Genomic DNA, 16,859 nt, shown 5'->3' on the forward strand with positions numbered 1-16,859 from the left:
GCCGTCGTCTACCGCGGCGCAGCAGTCCTACGCGCCATCACCCTCTGGCTACCCCATTTGTCAGACACGCCCTAGCCCGCGTGCGTCGTACCGCCTCCCTGGGCAAGCACTTTCAGCGCGTAGGCGGCGCTTGCGGTCAGCAGGAAGAGCAGAAACAGCCACAGCGGCGGCCGGGCGAGTTCCCAGACGAAGATCGCCGCCCAGATCGGTGAGCCCTGAGTCACCGCGAGCACGCCGGCGGCCCCGGCCAAGGACACCGCCGGCACGTGCAGGTGAGTTCCCGTCGCCCAGTTGATCGCCAAGATCACCGCCGCCCCGGCGGCGGCGCCGGTGGCCAGGGACGGGGTCAGCAGTCCGCCGGCCCCGCCGGCGCGCAGAAACAGCGCGGTCAATAGGGGTTTGAGCGCCAGGATGGCCAGCGCCGACGTCAGCGTCATGCCGCTGGCCAGGCTCACGGTCAGGATGCTTCGGCCGCTGCCGGGCAGCTCGGGCCACCAGTGCGAGCACACGCCCATCACCAGGCCCGCGCCGGCGAGCGCGGGGATCAGCAGCGAAGTCCTGAGCTGGCGGGCCGGCCGGGCCACGGCCATCAACCGGTTGAACGCCAGCCCCACCGCCAGAGCCACTGGCGCCAGCAACAACCCGTGCGCGGTCAGCAGATAGGTCGACTCCTCGATCGGCCACCGCAGATTGGGCTGATCGCGGGTGATGGCCGAGCCGACGGCAACCGCCAAGCCGCAGGACAGCAACGCCGCGCCCACCGCGCGGGGATGCCAAGTGCGGAGCAGGACCCGGATCGAGAACAGCGCCCCGGCCAGCGGGACCGCATACACCGCGCCCAGCCCGGCGCCGGCCGCGCAGGCCAGCAGGACTTCACGATCGCGCGGGGAGAGCCGCTTGAGCCATCCGGTGCCCAAATCGCTGAGGGCTGCGGCGAATTGACGCGGGGCCCCTTCTCGCCCCAGCGATGCCCCTGCCCCGACGAGCAACACCTGCAGCAGGGCGTCGAGGCTCCAGGAAAGCCTCGGCACGGGTTTGCGGGCGGCGATGGTCCGCGCCAGTGGGGGCACCTCCGCCCGGCGCCGCAACAACCACCAGCCCAGGCCCGCCAAGGCGGCGCCGACCATCGGGCCCAGGACGCGGCGTATGTGACTGCTGGCGGCGACTCCGGCCAGTTGCGTGCCGAAGCTGTAGTGATAGGTGGCGTGCTGGACGAGGCGCAGCACGAACGTCGTCGCCATTCCGGCAACTCCCGCGAGCAACCCGACGATGATTACGGCGCAGAAGAAGTCGAGGTTCGGGCGGGCGGGCAGTCGAGCCACCCCATGAATGTAGGGGTTAGCGGCGGGCGGTGCCGGGGCTGCCCTTGTCGGGCAGCCCCGCGGCGGCTTCGCGGTCCTCCGGCGCGCCCCGCAGGCCGTGCCAGAACAAGTTGATCATCAGCTCGGCCGCCTCGTCGACATCGATGTCGCCGGTGCTGAGCTGGTGGGCGGTCGCCTCGCCCGCGCCCACCAGCGCCACGGCCATCATCTCGTGTTCGCGGTCCGACCGGGGGGTGCGGCTACCGGCCCGCACCAGGCTCGCGACCAATTCGATGATCTGCTCGCGCCCCTCGCGCACCATGTGCGCGAACGCCTGTGAGCTGGTGGCCTGGGTGTACATCACGATCCACGACGCGCGGTTGGCGTCGATGTAGCGCATGAACGACACGATCGCGTTGCGCAGCAGGTTCTTCGGGCTCTGCGAGAAGTCGATGTCGGCGCGGACCGCGTCGATGAACCGGCCCATCTCCCGGTTCAGGCAGGCGCCGAACAGGTCCTCCTTAGAGCCGTAGTACAGGTACAGCATCGGCTTGGAGATCTGCGCCTCGGCGGCGATGGCGTCCATCGAGGTCTCGTGATAACCGTTCACCGAGAACATCTGCACGGCCGCGTCGAGCATTTGCTGCTCGCGGACAGCACGCGGTAACCGCTTGGTGCCACCCGCCATCGCTTGCCTTTCCGCCTATCTGACTCAAGGGTAAGCAATGCGGCCCGGCCGCCACGTTCGCTGGTGGCGACGGCGGCGACCCGCTAGTGCCTATGGCGGCGACCCGCTAGTGCCCGCAGTTCGGGCTGGGGCCCTTCATCGTCGCCACCCGCACCAGCGAATCGTCGACCTGCTTGGCCGGCAGGTCGCCGGACGCCACCGCCTGTTGCAACCGGTCCAGGACCGCCGGCACCTCGTCGGTGGTCACCCACAGCGCGACGTCGACGCCGGCCCGCAGGCTGCGCAGCACGGCCTCCGACACCCCGTATCGGTCGGAGATGGCGGCCATGCTGGACAGGTCGTCGCTGAACACCGGCCCGGTGAACGGCGGGCCCTTGTAGCCGACCCCGTTGCGCAGCAGCTGCACCGCCTCGGGGCTCAGGCTGGCCGGGGCGTCGCCGGTGAGACCGGGAACCTGCAAATGGCCCACCATGACCCCGACCGGCGGCGTGGTCACCAGGGTCCGGTAGGGCACCAGATCGTTGTTCTGCAGAGCGTCCAGCGGCGGCGTGACCACCCCCCCGGTGTGCGAATCGCCCGAGCCGTGCCCGTGGCCGGGGAAGTGCTTGAGCACCGGCAGCAGCCCGGCGTCACGCAGTCCCTGCGCGTAGGCCCCGGCGTAGTCGGTGACCGCGGCCGGATCCGCGCTGAACGACCGGTTGCCGATGACGGCGTCGTCGGGCTCGTCGCTGACGTCGACCACGGGTGCGAAGTCGACGGTGATGCCCAGGTCGTGCATCTTTTTGCCGCGGTCGGCGGCCAGGTCGTGCACCTGCTGGACCGTTTGCGTCTGCGCCAGCTCGCGGGGCGAAGGCGACGTCCCAATCAGCGACTTCAACCGCGAGACCCGGCCGCCCTCTTCGTCGACGCTCACCGCCAGCGGCAGCGGCCCCGCCTTGGCCGCGATGTCGGCCAACGGTCCCTTGAAGATCGACAGGTCGGTCCAGCTGCCGATGAAGATCCCGCCCACGTGGTAGCCGTTGACGACGTTGCGGGCGTCGTCGGCGTTCTTCACGCCCACCATCAGCAGCTGCGCGAGCTTGTCGCGGAGGCCCAGCGTGGCCGGGACCGCCGACGGGTCGGCGCACACCGGCGGCGCCGGAGCGGCCACCGGCCTGCTCGACGTCGACGAGCTGGACGGGTGCGCGGCGTGCTGGTGGCCGCAACCGGCCACCAGCACCGACGCTGCTGCGAGCACGGCGAAGGTGCGCGAAAATGCCATCGGGCCATGCTTTCACGGCGGGCGTTTCCTGCCCGGCCCCAGGGGGCATCAGCGGTACGTTGCTGATCGGGGGCCGCACGCCCGTTCGACTGGCAGGGAGGAGCCAGCGGTGACCGGTTTCGGGTTGGCCGCCGCGGTCAGCATCGCGGTGGGCTTGTCCGTCGGGGTGGCGACGACCGTCGGCATCACGCTCGCCGTGGCCGACCAGAGCCTGATGTCGGTGCCCAGCCTGCGGCGCCCCGCGCTTCCGGCCGGCCCCTATCAGGTGGAATACGGCGACCGCTGTTTCCACGGACACTGCCTGCACTGGTGACCGGGGCACCGGTTGGCCGGGCGCCGTTCTGCTAGGTTGGTCGAGAGTCAGGACCGCTAGCCGACACTCAGGAGCCGTCGATGAACCGGATCGTTGCGCCCGCCGCAGCGAGCGTTGTGGTTGGCCTGTTGCTCGGTGCGGCCGCGATCTTCGGGGTCACCTTGATGGTCCAGCAAGACACGAAGCCGCCACTTCCCGGGGGCGATCCGCAGTCGTCAGTGCTCAACCGGGTCGAGTACGGCAACCGTAGCTAACCGGTCGGAGACGGGGACCGCAGCGCCGGTCTCATGCTCGACGGCCGGGCCGGTGTCGCGCCGGTGGTTGTGGTTGGTCGGTGCGATCGCGCTGACCCTGACGTTCGCCCAATCCCCCGGACGGGTCTCCCCGGACACCAAGCTTGACCTGACCGTCAATCCGCTGCGGTTTCTGGCCCGGGCGACCAATCTCTGGAACAGCGAGCTGCCGTTCGGGCAGGCGCAGAACCAGGCCTACGGCTATTTGTTTCCGCACGGCACCTTCTTTCTCGTCGGCCACGCGCTGGGCGTGCCCGGCTGGATCACCCAGCGGCTGTGGTGGGCGCTGCTGCTCACCGTCGGCTTCTGGGGGCTGCTACGGGTCGCCGAGGCGCTGCGGATCGGCAGCCCGGCGTCGCGGGTGATCGCCGCCGCCGCGTTCGCGCTGTCGCCCCGAGTGCTGACGACGCTCGGCTCGATCTCGTCGGAAACCCTGCCAATGATGCTGGCGCCGTGGGTGTTACTGCCCACGATCCTGGCCCTGCGCGCCACCGGTGACCGGTCGGTGCGCGCGCTGGCCGGGCAGGCCGGCCTGGCCGTTGCCCTGATGGGCGCGGTGAACGCCATCGCGACCGCGGCCGGCTGTCTGCCTGCGGTGATCTGGTGGGCATGCCACCGGCCGAACCGGTTGTGGTGGCGATACACCGGCTGGTGGCTGGTGGCGCTGGTGCTGGCCACGCTGTGGTGGGTGGTGGCGCTGATGATGCTGCGCGCGATCAGCCCGCCGTTTCTGGATTTCATCGAATCGTCCGGCGTGACGACGCAGTGGTCGTCGCTGGTCGAGATGCTGCGCGGTACCGACAGCTGGACCCCGTACGTGGCGCCGACCGCCACCGCGGGCGCTCCGCTGGTGACCGGCTCGGCGGCCATCCTGGGCACCTGCCTGGTCGCGGCGGCCGGACTGGCGGGGCTGGCCCGCCCGGCGATGCCGGCGCGCGGGCGGTTGGTGACCATGCTGCTGGTCGGGGTGGTGCTGATGGCCGCCGGATACAGCGGCGGGCTGGGCTCGCCGGTGGCCCACGCGGTACAGGCCTTCATGGACGCCGGCGGCGCCCCGCTGCGCAACGTGCACAAGCTCGGTTCGGTGATCAGGATCCCGGTGGTGCTCGGCCTCGCGCAGCTGTTGGGCCGGATACCGCTGCCGGGCAGCGCGCCAATTGCGGTGTGGCTGCGGGCCTTTGCGCACCCCGAGCGCGACAAACGGGTCGCGACGGCGATCGCGGTCGTGACCGCGCTGCTGGTCAGCACGTCGCTGGCGTGGACCGGTCGGCTGGCCCCGCCGGGGACGTTCACCGCGATCCCGCAGTACTGGCACGAGGCCGCCGACTGGCTGACCGAGCACAACACCGGGACACCGACGGCCGGGCGGGTTCTCGTGGTTCCGGGTGCGCCGTTCGCCACCCAGGTGTGGGGCACCAGCCATGACGAGCCGCTGCAGGTGCTGGGTGCCAGCCCGTGGGGGGTGCGGGATTCCATTCCGCTGACCCCACCGCAGACCATTCGGGCGCTCGATTCGGTGCAGCGCCTGTTCGCCGCCGGCCGTCCGTCGGCTGGCTTGGCCGATACCCTTGCCCGGCAAGGAATTTCATATCTGGCGTTGCGCAACGACCTGGATCCGGACACGTCCCGTTCCGCGCGCCCCATCCTGGTGCACCGCGCCATCGACGGGTCACCCGGGCTGCGCAAAGTCGCCCAATTCGGCGCGCCGGTGGGCCCCGGCACCGTGGCCGGTTTCGTCGCGGACAGCGGGCTGCGGCCGCGCTACCCGGCGGTCGAGATCTACCGGGTCGGCGGCGATGACGACATCGGCACACCGTATTTCGTCGACGCCCACCGGATGGTCCGGGTCGACGGAGGGCCGGAGGCGCTGCTGCGGCTGGACGAGCGGCGGCGGCTGCTGGGCCGGGCGCCGCTGGGCCCGGCGCTGCTCAGCGCCGACGCGCGAGCCGCGGGGCTGCCGGCGAACGCCGGGGTCACCATCACCGACACCCCGGTGGCCCGTGAGACCGATTACGGCCGGGTGGACCAACATTCGTCGGCCATCCGCGCCCCGGGCGACGCGCGGCACACCTTCAATCGGGTGCTCGACTACCCCGTCCCCGGCACCGAGCCGGTGGCCGGTGGGTGGACCGGCGGCCGCATCACGGTATCGAGTTCGTCGTCGGATTCGACCGCCATGCCCGACGTCGCCCCGGCGACCTCGCCGGCCGCCGCGATCGACGGGGATTCGGCGACCGCCTGGGTGTCCAACTCGCTGCAGGCCGCCGTCGGTCAATGGCTGCGCATCGATTTCGACCACCCGGTGACCAATGCGGCGATCACGTTGACGCCGAGCGGCACCGCCGTCGGCGCGCAGGTGCGCCGCATCCTGATCGAAACCGCCACCGGCAGCACCACTTTGCGCTTCGACGAGCCGGGCAAGCCGCTGGCTGCGGCGCTCCCCTACGGCGAGACCCCGTGGGTGCGGATCACCGCGGCGGGCACCGACGACGGTTCGGCCGGGGTACAGTTCGGCATCACCGACCTGACGGTCACCCAATACGACGCGTCCGGATTCGCCCACCAGGTCGACCTGCGGCACACCGTGCGGGTGCCGGGGCCGCCGCCGGGCACACCGATCGCGGGCTGGGATCTGGGATCCGAACTGCTGGGCAGGCCGGGCTGCGCCCGCGCGCCCGACGCCGTGCGCTGCGCGCCGTCGATGTCGCTGGCGCCGGAGGAACCGGTCAACTTCAGCCGCACGCTCACCGTGCCCGCACCGATGTCGGTGACGCCGACGGTGTGGGTGCGGCCGCGGCAGGGCCCCAAACTCGCCGACCTGATCACCGAGCCGGATACCGCAGTCGCCCATGGTGATTCGGACACGGTGGACGTCTTGGGCTCGGCCTACGCGGCCACCGACGGCGACCCGGCCACCGCGTGGACCGCACCCCAGCGGGTGGTCCAGCACAAGACCCCGCCCACCCTGACGCTCACCCTGCCACGGCCGACCGAGGTCACCGGCGTGCGGCTGACCCCCGGCCGATCGGTGCTGCCCGTGCACCCGACGATGGTGGCCGTCAACCTGGGCGACGGCCCGCAAGTGGCGGCGGTGCAAGCCGACGGGACACAGACGGTCCCGCTCAGGCCCCGGCTGACCGACACGGTGACCGTCAGCCTGCTGAACTGGGAAGACGTCATCGACCGCAACGCGTTGGGTTTCGACCAGCTCAAGCCGCCCGGGTTGGCCGAGATCGCGGCGCTGGGTGCCGACGGCAACCCGATCGCGGCCGCCGACCCCGGCCGCAACCGCGCCCGGGAGGTCACCGTCGGTTGCGAGCGCGGACCCGTCATCGCCGTCGCGGGCCGATTCGTGCACACCGCGATTCACACCACCGTGGGGGCCATCCTGGATGACGCTCCCATCCAGGCGGTGCCATGCGAACCCGACCCGATCGCGCTGCCCGCGGGTCAACAGGAGTTGCTGATCAGCCCGGGCGCTCAGTTCGTCGTGGACGGGGCCCAGCTGTCCGCCCCGGTCCCCGCCGAAGCCGCACCGCCCGTTCGTGTTTCGTCATGGCACCGATGGGGCCCGGACCGCCGCGAAGTGCAGGCACCAGCCTCGGAAACCGCCCGCGTGCTGGTCATCCCGGAGAGCATCAACCCGGGCTGGGTCGCTCGCACCAGCAGCGGGGCGCGCTTGACGCCGATCGCCGTCAACGGGTGGCAGCAGGGCTGGGTGGTGCCCGCCGGCGACCCCGGGACCATCACGCTGACGTTCGCTTCAAACTCGCTCTACCGGGCGGGCCTGGCGGTGGGGCTCGCCCTGCTGCCGCTGCTGGCGCTGCTGGCGCTATGGCGCACTCGCAGAAGCGGCGTCGACGACACGACCGTGCCCGCGCGACCATGGCGGCCCGGCGCGTGGGCGGTGATCCCGGTGCTGGCCGCAGCGGCGGTGATCGCGGGCGTGGGCGGCGTGGCGGTGACGGGGATGGCCCTGGGCCTGCGGTACGCGCTGCGGCAGCGGCGCTGGGAACGCCTCAGCGTGGTGTGCGCTGCCGGCGGGCTGATCCTGGCCGGGGCCGCGCTGTCGCGGCAGCCCTGGCGGTCGGCGGACGGCTACGCCGGCCACTCCGCGAGTGTCCAGGCGCTGGCCCTGATTTCACTTGCGGTGCTTGCCGCTTCGGTCGTGGCCACACCGCATCGGCACGCCGATCGGGCCGACGGGCCGCGCGACGAATAGTCGGCCGGGCTATTGGCTACCCGGTTTCCGGCTGATTGACTGGATGCGCGGGTTGGCGTGACCGTCATCGACCGAGGAGTTGGCGCCATGGACTGGTTTTCCGCACCCCAATATTGGGTGGGCAGACTGGTGCTCGAGCGCGGCGCCGCGGCGATCTATCTCCTCGGATTTGTGGCGGCAGCGGTCCAGTTCCGCGCGCTCCTCGGCGAGCGCGGCATCCTGCCCATTCCGCAGTTTCTGGCAAGGCAATCGTTTTGGCGCACGCCGAGCCTGTTTCATCTGCGTTATTCCGATCGGCTGTTTGCGGCGGTCGCCTGGTTCGGAGCGGCGTTGTCAGCGGCCGTCGTCGCCGGGGCCGCCGACCTAGTGCCGCTGTGGGCCTCGATGGTGATGTGGCTGGCGCTGTGGGTGTTCTACCTGTCGATCGTCAACGTCGGGCAGACCTGGTACTCGTTCGGCTGGGAATCACTACTGCTCGAAACCGGCTTCCTGATGATCTTTTTGGGCAACCACGACTTGGCACCTCCGGTCCTGACGTTGTGGATGGTTCGGCTGCTGTTGTTCCGCGTGGAATTCGGTGCGGGACTGATCAAGATGCGCGGCGACCCGTGCTGGCGCGACCTGACGTGTTTGTACTATCACCATGAGACGCAACCCATGCCGGGCCCGTTGAGCTGGTTCTTCCACCATCTGCCCAAGCCACTGCATCGGATTGAGGTGGCGGGCAACCATTTCGCTCAGCTGATCGTGCCGTTCGGGTTGTTCGCGCCTCAGCCGGTGGCCGGCGTGGCCGCCGCGATCATCGTCGTCACCCAGCTGTGGCTGGTCGCCTCGGGCAACTTCGCCTGGCTCAACTGGGTGACGATCGTGCTGGCGTTCAGCGCCATCGACGACGCGTCGGTCGCGACGGTGCTGCCCAAGGGCCTGGCTCCCGCGCACGCGGGGCCGACGCCGCTGTGGTTCATCGGTCTGGTGGTCGCGGTCACCGCCGCGGTGCTGTTCATGAGCTACTGGCCCGTGGCGAACATGCTGTCGTCGCGGCAGCGAATGAACATGGCGTTCAACTCGTTCCATTTGGTGAACACCTACGGCGCCTTCGGCAGCATCGGGCGAATCCGCCGGGAGGTGGTGATCGAGGGCACCGACGATGCGGTCATCACCACCCATACCGTCTGGAAGGAATACGAATTCAAGGGCAAGCCGGGCGCGCTGCGCCGGCTCCCGCGGCAGTGGGCCCCCTATCATCTGCGGCTGGACTGGCTGATGTGGTTCGCCGCGATCTCGCCGGGCTACGCGCAGCCGTGGCTGCGGCCGCTCCTGCAACGGTTGCTGCAAAACGATCGACCGACCCTGCGGTTGTTGCGGCACAACCCTTTCCCGGATGCCCCGCCGCGATTCGTGCGGGCGCAGCTCTACCAGTACCGCTTCACCACGCCGGCCGAGCTCAGGCGCGATCGGGCGTGGTGGCACCGCGGCCTGATCGGCGGATACGTACCGCCGATGAGTCTGCCGCGCGCGACCACCGCCAATTGAGCGCCAATCGGGCGTCGTAGCCCATTCGACCGGGACACAACGCAAAACCGTTCGAAACCCGGTGTCCGGTCGCGATTCGGTTCAGCGCAATTCAAACCCTGGTCGGCCCAACCGAATCGGCATACCCTCGCGTGGCACTGCGCCGCCAGTTGTTGCGGGCGCGCATCGCCTATGCCGAACCGCCGTGAGGATTGACCAACCTGTGAGCCTGTCCAGCGCCCTGCTTGTGGCCGTCACCCCGTCGGCACCGCACCGAACACGCTATGCCGCGGTACTGTTGGCCGCCATGGCGCTGCTGCTACCGGCGTGCGTCTCCCGCCAACACGCCACCGGTCCCGGCCAGGTGCCGAAGCAGGTCCCGCTGTCACAGCTGGCCGACATCACGCTGCAGGTCGGCGATCAAAAGAGCGTGGGCACCGAAGCCATGCTGCGTGCCGCCGGCCAACTGCAGGGCCTTCCGTACCGGATTGATTTCTCCACCTTCACATCCGGGCCTCCGATGGTCGAAGCCGCCGCCGCGGGCAAGATCGATTTCGCCATCACCGGCGACACCCCACCGATTTTCGGTGCGGTCGCCAACGCCCGCATCATGGTGGTGTCCGCATATGACGGCGGTGGCCCCGGCGACCAGATCCTGGTCCACACCGATTCGACCATCCGGTCCGTCCCGGACCTGCGCGGCAAGACGATTGCGCTGGCCAAGGGCAGTTCAGCGCACGCCAATGTGCTTGACCAGCTGGACCAGTCCGGCCTCAAACCCGCCGATGTCCACCTCGTGTTCCTGCAGCCCGCCGACGCCCTGTCAGGATTTCGTAACGGTCAGGTCGACGCCTGGGCGGTGTGGGATCCCTACACCGCCCAGGCCGAACAGCAGCTGGCGGTGCGCGGCCTGGTCACACGCAAGCACAAGTACTCGTTTGGCATCGCCTCCGATAAGGCACTGGCCGACGCGAAGACCAACACGGCCCTCGGGGACCTCCTGACGCGATACGTCAGGGCCGCGGCCTGGGCGCGCGAGCACCCGCAGGAGTGGGCCGCCGAGTACGCCAAGTCCGCAGGCGTCGACCCCGCCGTCGCCGCCGTCGCGCAGGGCCGCACGCTGCGGCAGCCGATTTCACTCGACGACACGGTGGTGGACGCCGAGCAACGGCTCACCGATCTCTTCGCGGCCGCCGGCCAGATCCAGTCCGCGCCGCATTTCGGTGACTGGGTGGATCGTCGCTTCAACGCCACCGCGGCGACGCACTGAACGGCGAGACCACGTGGCGGCCAGTAAGCCCGGATTTATGCGGTGTGAATAGCGTGTCACCGCGCTCAGATGCCAGGGTCCGTCGACGAAACGGCGTCACCATTCGAACTCGGACGGGTCGATTACCCGATAGTGGTCCAGTGGTTTGTAGGTAATGCTCGCAGGGGTGGTAGCTGTGTCCCAGGATGGCGGTACGGATAGCTTCCCGATCGAAACGCCGCGACCTAACCTCGCAGATAACGCGGGCCTGGTGCCGCGGGACTGGGACAAGTCCGACATCAATGCCGCTGCGGTCTCCAATGAGGCTGCCTTATGGAGAAAACTCAGATGGCTTATCGCAACGTTCGAAGGATCGGATAGCGAACCCAGTTTCGACAAAGGCGACGTCACCGCCGAGAGGCACGCAGTCAACGTCGTCAATGGTGAGAGCGAGAGCGCCTCCAGCGCTGGAGGAATCGAACGCATCACGTGGCAGCCCGCCGAGACAATTTGCGGCGCCGCGATCAAGCTCCACTTGTCGGACGCTTCGGTGACAGCCGCGCCATGATCACCTGGCGCCGGGACAATAGCCGGCGGGGAGCGCAACGGCATCACCGTTGATGCGGCTTGCGAGGCTGCGGCATAAGCGTACATGGCATCGGCGTCCTGGGCCCACATCTGTTGGTAGTCGGCTTCAGTGTCCGCGATTGCCGGGCCGTTTTGGGCCAGGCAGTTCGTCGCCACCAGCGACATTCGCAGCGCCCGGTTGGCGTGGATCACCGACGGCGCTACCACCGCCGCTAACGCGGACTCGAAGGCGTCGACGGCCGCTCTCGCCTGAGCGGCCGTCCGTTGCGCCTGTGCTGCAACGTCATTGAGCCAGCCGATGTAGGACACAGCGGACTCGGCGATCACCGTCGCCGCCGAGCGCTGCGGCGCCCGGACCGGTGTCGAGATCGCGGACCGATACGCCTGAGCGATGCCGTATAAGCTCAAAGCCATTTCGTCCCACGCCTCGGCGGCCAGGCTCATCGAGGCCGAACCGGGACCCGAATACATTCGGGCGGAGATGATTTCCGGCGCCAGCACCCCGAAATTCACTGTTGTTCCACTTCGCGGCCGCGGCGTTTAGTGGCAGTAGCGTGAGTGGTCGAACAGGACATCAGCATTCCTTCAAAGCATGCGAAGTCGAGATGGGTTGGCGTTTGTGGTTGTCGAGCGGTCTGACAACAGCCCGGAGCATTGTCTGATTGCCGTAGGTGGCACCGGACGGACGATTTCGAATCGCCGTGAGCTCTGTACGCAAGCGGCAGGCAGGCAACGAGACCTCGGCGGCTGACACAAGCTGGTGTTCGTTGGCCAGGCTGGACGCAGCGGCTATGACATGACAACCGGGCCGGGCGGCTATCCCGTCAGCGACGAGCGACGCAAAGTTCGGTCAAAATGTCGTGGTCGAAACGGCCACCCGGGGGGACGCCGCCACGGTGAGCGGTCGGCTGCGGCGCTAAGCCGTCCCACCGGAAGGCAAGTGAAGTCGGCAACGCCAGCAGAAGAGTTTGTGGCGATAGACGCGCCCAAGTCGATGGGCGGTCCTGCTTCATCCACATGCTGTGAAAAGGCTTCTTATGTTTGGTATATACCGTCGACGATGTCGGCGAAGAGTGACGGCGATTATCGCGGCTAAGCCACGCCAAGGCATGAGAGGGCACGCGTGGAGCATCTAGACGCACGCCGGAGACCGAATGCGACCATGCCACCGGCATGGGTACCGCGGCCGCGGAATACCGAGGACGCAACGACGATCCGATAACCAGGGCGACGAAAACACCGAGCACAGCGACCATCGCGATGGCTATCTGCCATCGTCGAGTCCCATCGACACGCCACAAACCCAAAGTGTGACAACCGTACGATCCGAGCGTGCGGCCGACAACACGAACGAGGTTCATCCGCGCTGTCGCCCGAGTGCGGGCAACGCCGCGCCTGTCCGCCTGGGCGAATCATTCGGCGGTGCCGTGAACGCCTTGTTGAGTGTGACGGTCCTTTCGGCGTTTGGGTACCAGCCTTGGCGTGCGTATTGGCTGGTGTGCAGATAGCACTGGATGCGCACCTCAGCGCTGCCGGGAGTGAAGGTGAGCAGTCTGCTCATCGGGAGCGTGGTGATGGGCATGTGGTGGCGGCTTAAGGACGCGACATTGAAAAACCAGGTGCCCCAGCGTTGTTCGATATGGGTCTTACCCCCGTGGGTGTCGTCTGGGTGGGTATGGGTGTGTCCGGCGATCCATAAATGAACCCGGCCCGGATGTTCGATGAGAAAGTTTTCGAACGCACCGGAATCGGGTTGGCTGTCCACCCAGTACAGATAGGACGCTCCTTGCGGGGTGCCGAGTTCGAACGGGCGGTGGTAGTGCTCGAGCAACCTGCCGTCCGGCGCTTTGCGGACGCCTTCCCATTCGCCGGAGGCCACGGTGGTGTCCTTGAGGACGTAATGGTGGACAACGATGATGATTGAATCCGGGTTGGTCAGCACTATGTGTTTGAACCAGCGGAAGGCCTCACCGGTGACGACACCGCCCGGGTTGCCGCCAAGCGGCCCGCGCCCCACCGTTTGGGTGGGTTCGTTGCGGTCGCTGAGCATGAGGAACAAGAGGTTGCCCACCCGGAAGGAGTAGTGGTCCCACGCCCCCTCGACCGGATAAGGACGCGCGTCAGCGTCGACTCCTGAGTACTCGGTGTGCTGTCCCAGTGGATCCACCCACTTCTGCCACCACCATGCCTCCGGCTCGTGCAGGCCGCTGCGGTCGTGGTTGCCGCAGACGCTGTAGATGTCCTCGCGCCGGTGGCGGCGCAGGCTGCCGAACTGGCGGCGAAGTTCGGCTCCCTCGGCGTCGTCGGGTAGGTGGTGGTGTGCGCCGGACATGTCGCCGACGTCGATGGCGATATCCCACTCGAAGGGGGGCCCACCTTCCGTTCCACCGGACTCCGATTGCGTAATCGCCTCTGCCAGGCTCTGCCTGCCGTGGCTCTTGTCGGTTCCGACGTGGGCATCGCCGAATGCCCACAGCCGAAAGGGCCGTCCCGGCGAGTGATGGGCGTGGTTGCCGTCGGGCATCAAACTCCTCGTTCTAAAGCGGGTGGTCGAGTCATTCCGAGTCGGTTTCGATCAGTCCCCAGTACCGGCGGATGCGCTGATCGGCGGCATTGAAGACAGCGTCGATGGCGATGCCGGTCAGAAGGATCACGATCATGATGGCGATCGCCGAGGGCATATCGCTGAGGTTCTGGGCGTTTTCCAACAGCACCCCGATCGACGCGGTATTGCTGACCAGAACCACCAATTCGCCGGCCATCAGGCTGCGCCAGGCAAACGCCCATCCCTGGCGTAGCCCGCCGACAAACATCGGTAGGGACGCGGGCAGGACCACATGCCGATACAGGCTGAATCCGTGTAATCCCAAGGTTTTTGCCGCCCGCAACAAGAGAGGCGGTATTTGGCCGGCTCCGGCGATCACGCCGGTGGCCACCGAGGGCGCGGCGCCGATGACGACGACGAACAGGATGGCAGACGTGTTAAGCCCGAAGAAGATGATGGCGAAGGGAAACCAGGCAATGGCCGGCATGGTTTGCAGGCCGGTGATCACCGGCCCGAAAGCCGTGCGGAGCAGCTTATTTTGCGCGATCACCGCCCCGGCGACCGACCCGATGAGCAACGCCAGCGCGAAACCGGCTACCGCGCGACACAGCGTGGTCGCGATCGCTTCCCAGAGCAAAGCCTCATGCAGCCGCTGCCATAGGTTGACTGCGACGGTTCCCGGGCCGGGCAGCACAAATGACGGCTTCCAGCCGCTGAGGTATACCAGCTGCCAAATGAACAGAACCGTTGCGACGGCAACGGCTTTCGTCCGCAGCCCCGCCAGCACCGACCTGGTCCGCAAGCGGTTGGGGCGTGGTGTGTCACGCCGCAGGGGAAGTTGGGGACTCCGGGCAGAGGTATCGCTACTGAGCAGCACCACGGTTTCCTTCCTTCCGTAGCCGCGCGGAGATGTGCTCGGCCAGCTCGCCAACGGCCGGGTTGGTGACCCTGTGGTGCCGTGGCACCGGAACGGCGAATTCTTCGACGACGCGACCCGGCCGCGGGCTGAGCAAAACGACGCGGTCGGCGAGTCGCACTGCTTCGCGGACATTGTGCGTGACGAACACGACGGTCAGGCCGCGCTCGTCGACGATGCGCTCGAGCTCTTCATGCAAGCGGTCGCGGGTCAGGGCATCCAACGCCCCGAATGGCTCGTCCATCAGCAAAACGTCGGCGTCTTGGGCCAGCGCACGCGCCAGCGCCACGCGCTGTTGCATGCCGCCGGACAGCTGATGCGGGCGCTTATCAGCGAAGTCGGCCAAGCCGACTGCTTGCAACAAGCCAGCGGTGCGTTGGCGGCGTTGCGGGCGCGGCACCGCGCGTGCCCGCAACGCCAACTCGACATTGGCGGCCGACGTCAGCCACGGGAACAGCGCTGGTTGCTGGAACATCAAAGCCACCCGCCGCTCAAAGATGTCGACCTCGCCGGCGGACGGCTGGTCCAATCCTGCGATCAACGACAGCAGTGAACTCTTACCGCAACCGGAGGCCCCTACGACGCATACGAACTCACCGGCAGCGACGGTCAAGGTGATTCGATCGAGCGCAGAAACTGCCGATCGCCCCCGTCCGTACTGCTTGGTCACTTCCGTGAGCTGCACGGCCAATGACCGTTGCGGACTGGTCTCGGGTTCTCTCCCGGTGAGGTGATCGGAGTGGGCGTAGTGGATCACGGGTCACCTCCGACTTGCCGGCTCGGCGAGCACTTTGTCGAGCGGTCCCGGGTCGTACAGGCCACCGATATCGAGCGGCTGCAGCAGCCCGATGGCCACGCCCTTGGCAACCTGGTCGCGCAGTGACGCCATTCCGGGATCGTTGGTGAAGGTGGTCTCCTGAAAGGAGGCCGCGAGCACGTCAGGCTCAAGACCCTTGCCGAGGGTTTTCGCCAGAGCGGTGTTGGCCGACTGCGCAGCGGCGGTGGGGTCGCTGGTGATACGTGCGGTGGCCTCGGTCTGGGCGCGCAACAGCCCGGCCACCGCGTCAGGGTGGGCCGCGAGGAAGTCTTGGCGGACAACTAGCACGGTGATGGTGTTGGGGTCTGACCACAGTCGCACGCCACCGGCCTTGATCATCTGCACATCAAAGGGCGCTGAGGCGAGGGCGCCGGCGATCTGGTTATTGAGGAACTGTTGCACCATGGCCGAGTCTGGACTGGTCGGCTTAACCGAAACATCGCCCCCGCCTTGGGTGTTCGTGTTCAATCCGTTGCGGGCAAGCCAGTCACGGAGGCTGACGTCCTGGGTTCCGCCGAGCGCGTGGTCGGCCACCGTCTTGCCTTTGAGGTCTGCAGCGTCGGTAATGCCGGGTTTGACGACCATCGACGTGCCTCCGGTTGCCGCGCCGGAGATGATTTTTATCGCTTTCCCGCCCGACTTCTGCCAGGCATTGAAGGCGGGATTGGGTCCGACGTAGGCGGCGTCGAGTTGGCCCGACAGCAGTGCGGTCGCTTCCGCGGTGCCCTGATTGAACGGTTGCGCGGTGAAGTCGACGCGGGGGCCCAGTTGTTTGGTGAAAAAGCCGTCGGTGATACCCACCAGCGCCGAGGCGTGCGTGATGCGGGTCAGGTAGCCCAGGCGCAGTGCCACTGTGGAGGAGATCGGCGAAGCCCCCGAGCAACCGGCCAGTACGGCTGAGCTGGTCAGCGCTACCATCAGCGCTGCAGCCTTCCCGGCGATTCGGTGCAATACCATGGTGTCCTCGGATCGGGTGGATGAAACGTGCCGCGTTTGGCACGCCGGTGAACTAAGCGAATCGTCGCCCAGCGCTGGGCGCCCCGAGTGCTGGTGGCGCAGGTGGCGCAGCGATCAGACGGCGGTGTACGCCGCCGGACAGGCGGCACAGGTAACGCGTCGCAAGTCGATGTGCAGGCGACGGGTAAGAAACGGCC

13 protein-coding genes are annotated in these 16,859 nt (G+C 67.9%); 5 read left to right on the plus strand and 8 right to left on the minus strand.

The genetic code is table 11. From position 1 onward, the window contains the following. Positions 1-71 precede the first annotated feature (71 nt). The 3 genes from BST14_RS10770 to BST14_RS10780 all read right to left on the minus strand — a co-directional run bounded on the left by BST14_RS10770 (position 72) and on the right by BST14_RS10780 (position 3,250). Positions 72-1,322 carry a chloride channel protein gene (locus tag BST14_RS10770; RefSeq protein ID WP_083064501.1) on the minus strand — a complete coding sequence of 417 codons (1,251 nt, stop codon included), beginning with the start codon at positions 1,320-1,322 and terminating at the stop codon, positions 72-74. Between the two features lie 16 nt (positions 1,323-1,338). Beyond that, entirely contained in the window at positions 1,339-1,989 is a 651-nt protein-coding gene (locus BST14_RS10775; protein ID WP_083064502.1) for a TetR/AcrR family transcriptional regulator, read from the minus strand. A 106-nt stretch (positions 1,990-2,095) separates the two neighbouring features. Next, on the minus strand, positions 2,096-3,250 hold the full coding sequence (locus BST14_RS10780; protein WP_083064503.1) for a glycoside hydrolase family 3 N-terminal domain-containing protein: 1,155 nt from the start codon (positions 3,248-3,250) through the stop codon (positions 2,096-2,098). A 109-nt stretch (positions 3,251-3,359) separates the two neighbouring features. On the opposite strand from BST14_RS10780, the gene BST14_RS10785 reads away from it, so the two are divergent. The 5 genes from BST14_RS10785 to BST14_RS10805 all read left to right on the plus strand — a co-directional run bounded on the left by BST14_RS10785 (position 3,360) and on the right by BST14_RS10805 (position 10,860). Then, positions 3,360-3,563: a DUF2613 family protein gene (locus BST14_RS10785; protein WP_083064504.1), complete on the plus strand. Its 204-nt coding sequence runs from the start codon at positions 3,360-3,362 to the stop codon at positions 3,561-3,563. 80 nt (positions 3,564-3,643) lie between these two features. Next, a complete protein-coding gene (locus BST14_RS10790) occupies positions 3,644-3,817 on the plus strand; it encodes a DUF2613 domain-containing protein (RefSeq protein WP_003874046.1) in 174 nt (57 codons plus the stop codon). Between the two features lie 52 nt (positions 3,818-3,869). Beyond that, a complete protein-coding gene (locus BST14_RS10795; protein WP_083064505.1) occupies positions 3,870-8,078 on the plus strand; it encodes an alpha-(1->3)-arabinofuranosyltransferase in 4,209 nt (1,402 codons plus the stop codon). A gap of 87 nt (positions 8,079-8,165) precedes the next feature. Next, positions 8,166-9,611 (plus strand): lipase maturation factor family protein, encoded by a 1,446-nt coding sequence (locus BST14_RS10800; protein ID WP_083064506.1) that lies wholly within the window; start codon positions 8,166-8,168, stop codon positions 9,609-9,611. A gap of 286 nt (positions 9,612-9,897) precedes the next feature. Next, on the plus strand, positions 9,898-10,860 hold the full coding sequence (locus BST14_RS10805) for an ABC transporter substrate-binding protein (protein WP_083064550.1): 963 nt from the start codon (positions 9,898-9,900) through the stop codon (positions 10,858-10,860). A 96-nt stretch (positions 10,861-10,956) separates the two neighbouring features. Here BST14_RS10805 and BST14_RS10810 read toward each other — a convergent pair whose 3' ends face one another. The 5 genes from BST14_RS10810 to BST14_RS10830 form a co-directional block, all read right to left on the minus strand. Next, entirely contained in the window at positions 10,957-11,928 is a 972-nt protein-coding gene (locus BST14_RS10810) for a PPE family protein (protein WP_245845366.1), read from the minus strand. Between the two features lie 856 nt (positions 11,929-12,784). Continuing rightward, complete coding sequence (locus BST14_RS10815; protein ID WP_083064508.1) at positions 12,785-13,951, minus strand: hypothetical protein; 1,167 nt, start codon at positions 13,949-13,951, stop codon at positions 12,785-12,787. A 31-nt stretch (positions 13,952-13,982) separates the two neighbouring features. Further along, complete coding sequence (locus BST14_RS10820) at positions 13,983-14,774, minus strand: ABC transporter permease (protein ID WP_083064509.1); 792 nt, start codon at positions 14,772-14,774, stop codon at positions 13,983-13,985. 61 nt (positions 14,775-14,835) lie between these two features. Next, positions 14,836-15,573: an ABC transporter ATP-binding protein gene (locus BST14_RS10825; protein ID WP_083064551.1), complete on the minus strand. Its 738-nt coding sequence runs from the start codon at positions 15,571-15,573 to the stop codon at positions 14,836-14,838. 75 nt (positions 15,574-15,648) lie between these two features. Further along, entirely contained in the window at positions 15,649-16,662 is a 1,014-nt protein-coding gene (locus BST14_RS10830; RefSeq protein ID WP_083064510.1) for an ABC transporter substrate-binding protein, read from the minus strand. Positions 16,663-16,859 lie beyond the last annotated feature (197 nt).

Source organism: Mycobacterium arosiense ATCC BAA-1401 = DSM 45069 (assembly GCF_002086125.1).
Classification (GTDB): domain Bacteria; phylum Actinomycetota; class Actinomycetes; order Mycobacteriales; family Mycobacteriaceae; genus Mycobacterium; species Mycobacterium arosiense.

Excerpts from the sequence above, each read along its gene's own strand:
- BST14_RS10830 (WP_083064510.1), bottom strand. The coding sequence starts at position 16,662 with ATGGTATTGCACCGAATCGCCGGGAAGGCTGCAGCGCTGATGGTAGCG.
- BST14_RS10805 (WP_083064550.1), top strand. The coding sequence starts at position 9,898 with ATGGCGCTGCTGCTACCGGCGTGCGTCTCCCGCCAACACGCCACCGGT.
- BST14_RS10780 (WP_083064503.1), bottom strand. The coding sequence starts at position 3,250 with ATGGCATTTTCGCGCACCTTCGCCGTGCTCGCAGCAGCGTCGGTGCTG.
- BST14_RS10800 (WP_083064506.1), top strand. The coding sequence starts at position 8,166 with ATGGACTGGTTTTCCGCACCCCAATATTGGGTGGGCAGACTGGTGCTC.
- BST14_RS10790 (WP_003874046.1), top strand. The coding sequence starts at position 3,644 with ATGAACCGGATCGTTGCGCCCGCCGCAGCGAGCGTTGTGGTTGGCCTG.
- BST14_RS10815 (WP_083064508.1), bottom strand. The coding sequence starts at position 13,951 with ATGCCCGACGGCAACCACGCCCATCACTCGCCGGGACGGCCCTTTCGG.
- BST14_RS10775 (WP_083064502.1), bottom strand. The coding sequence starts at position 1,989 with ATGGCGGGTGGCACCAAGCGGTTACCGCGTGCTGTCCGCGAGCAGCAA.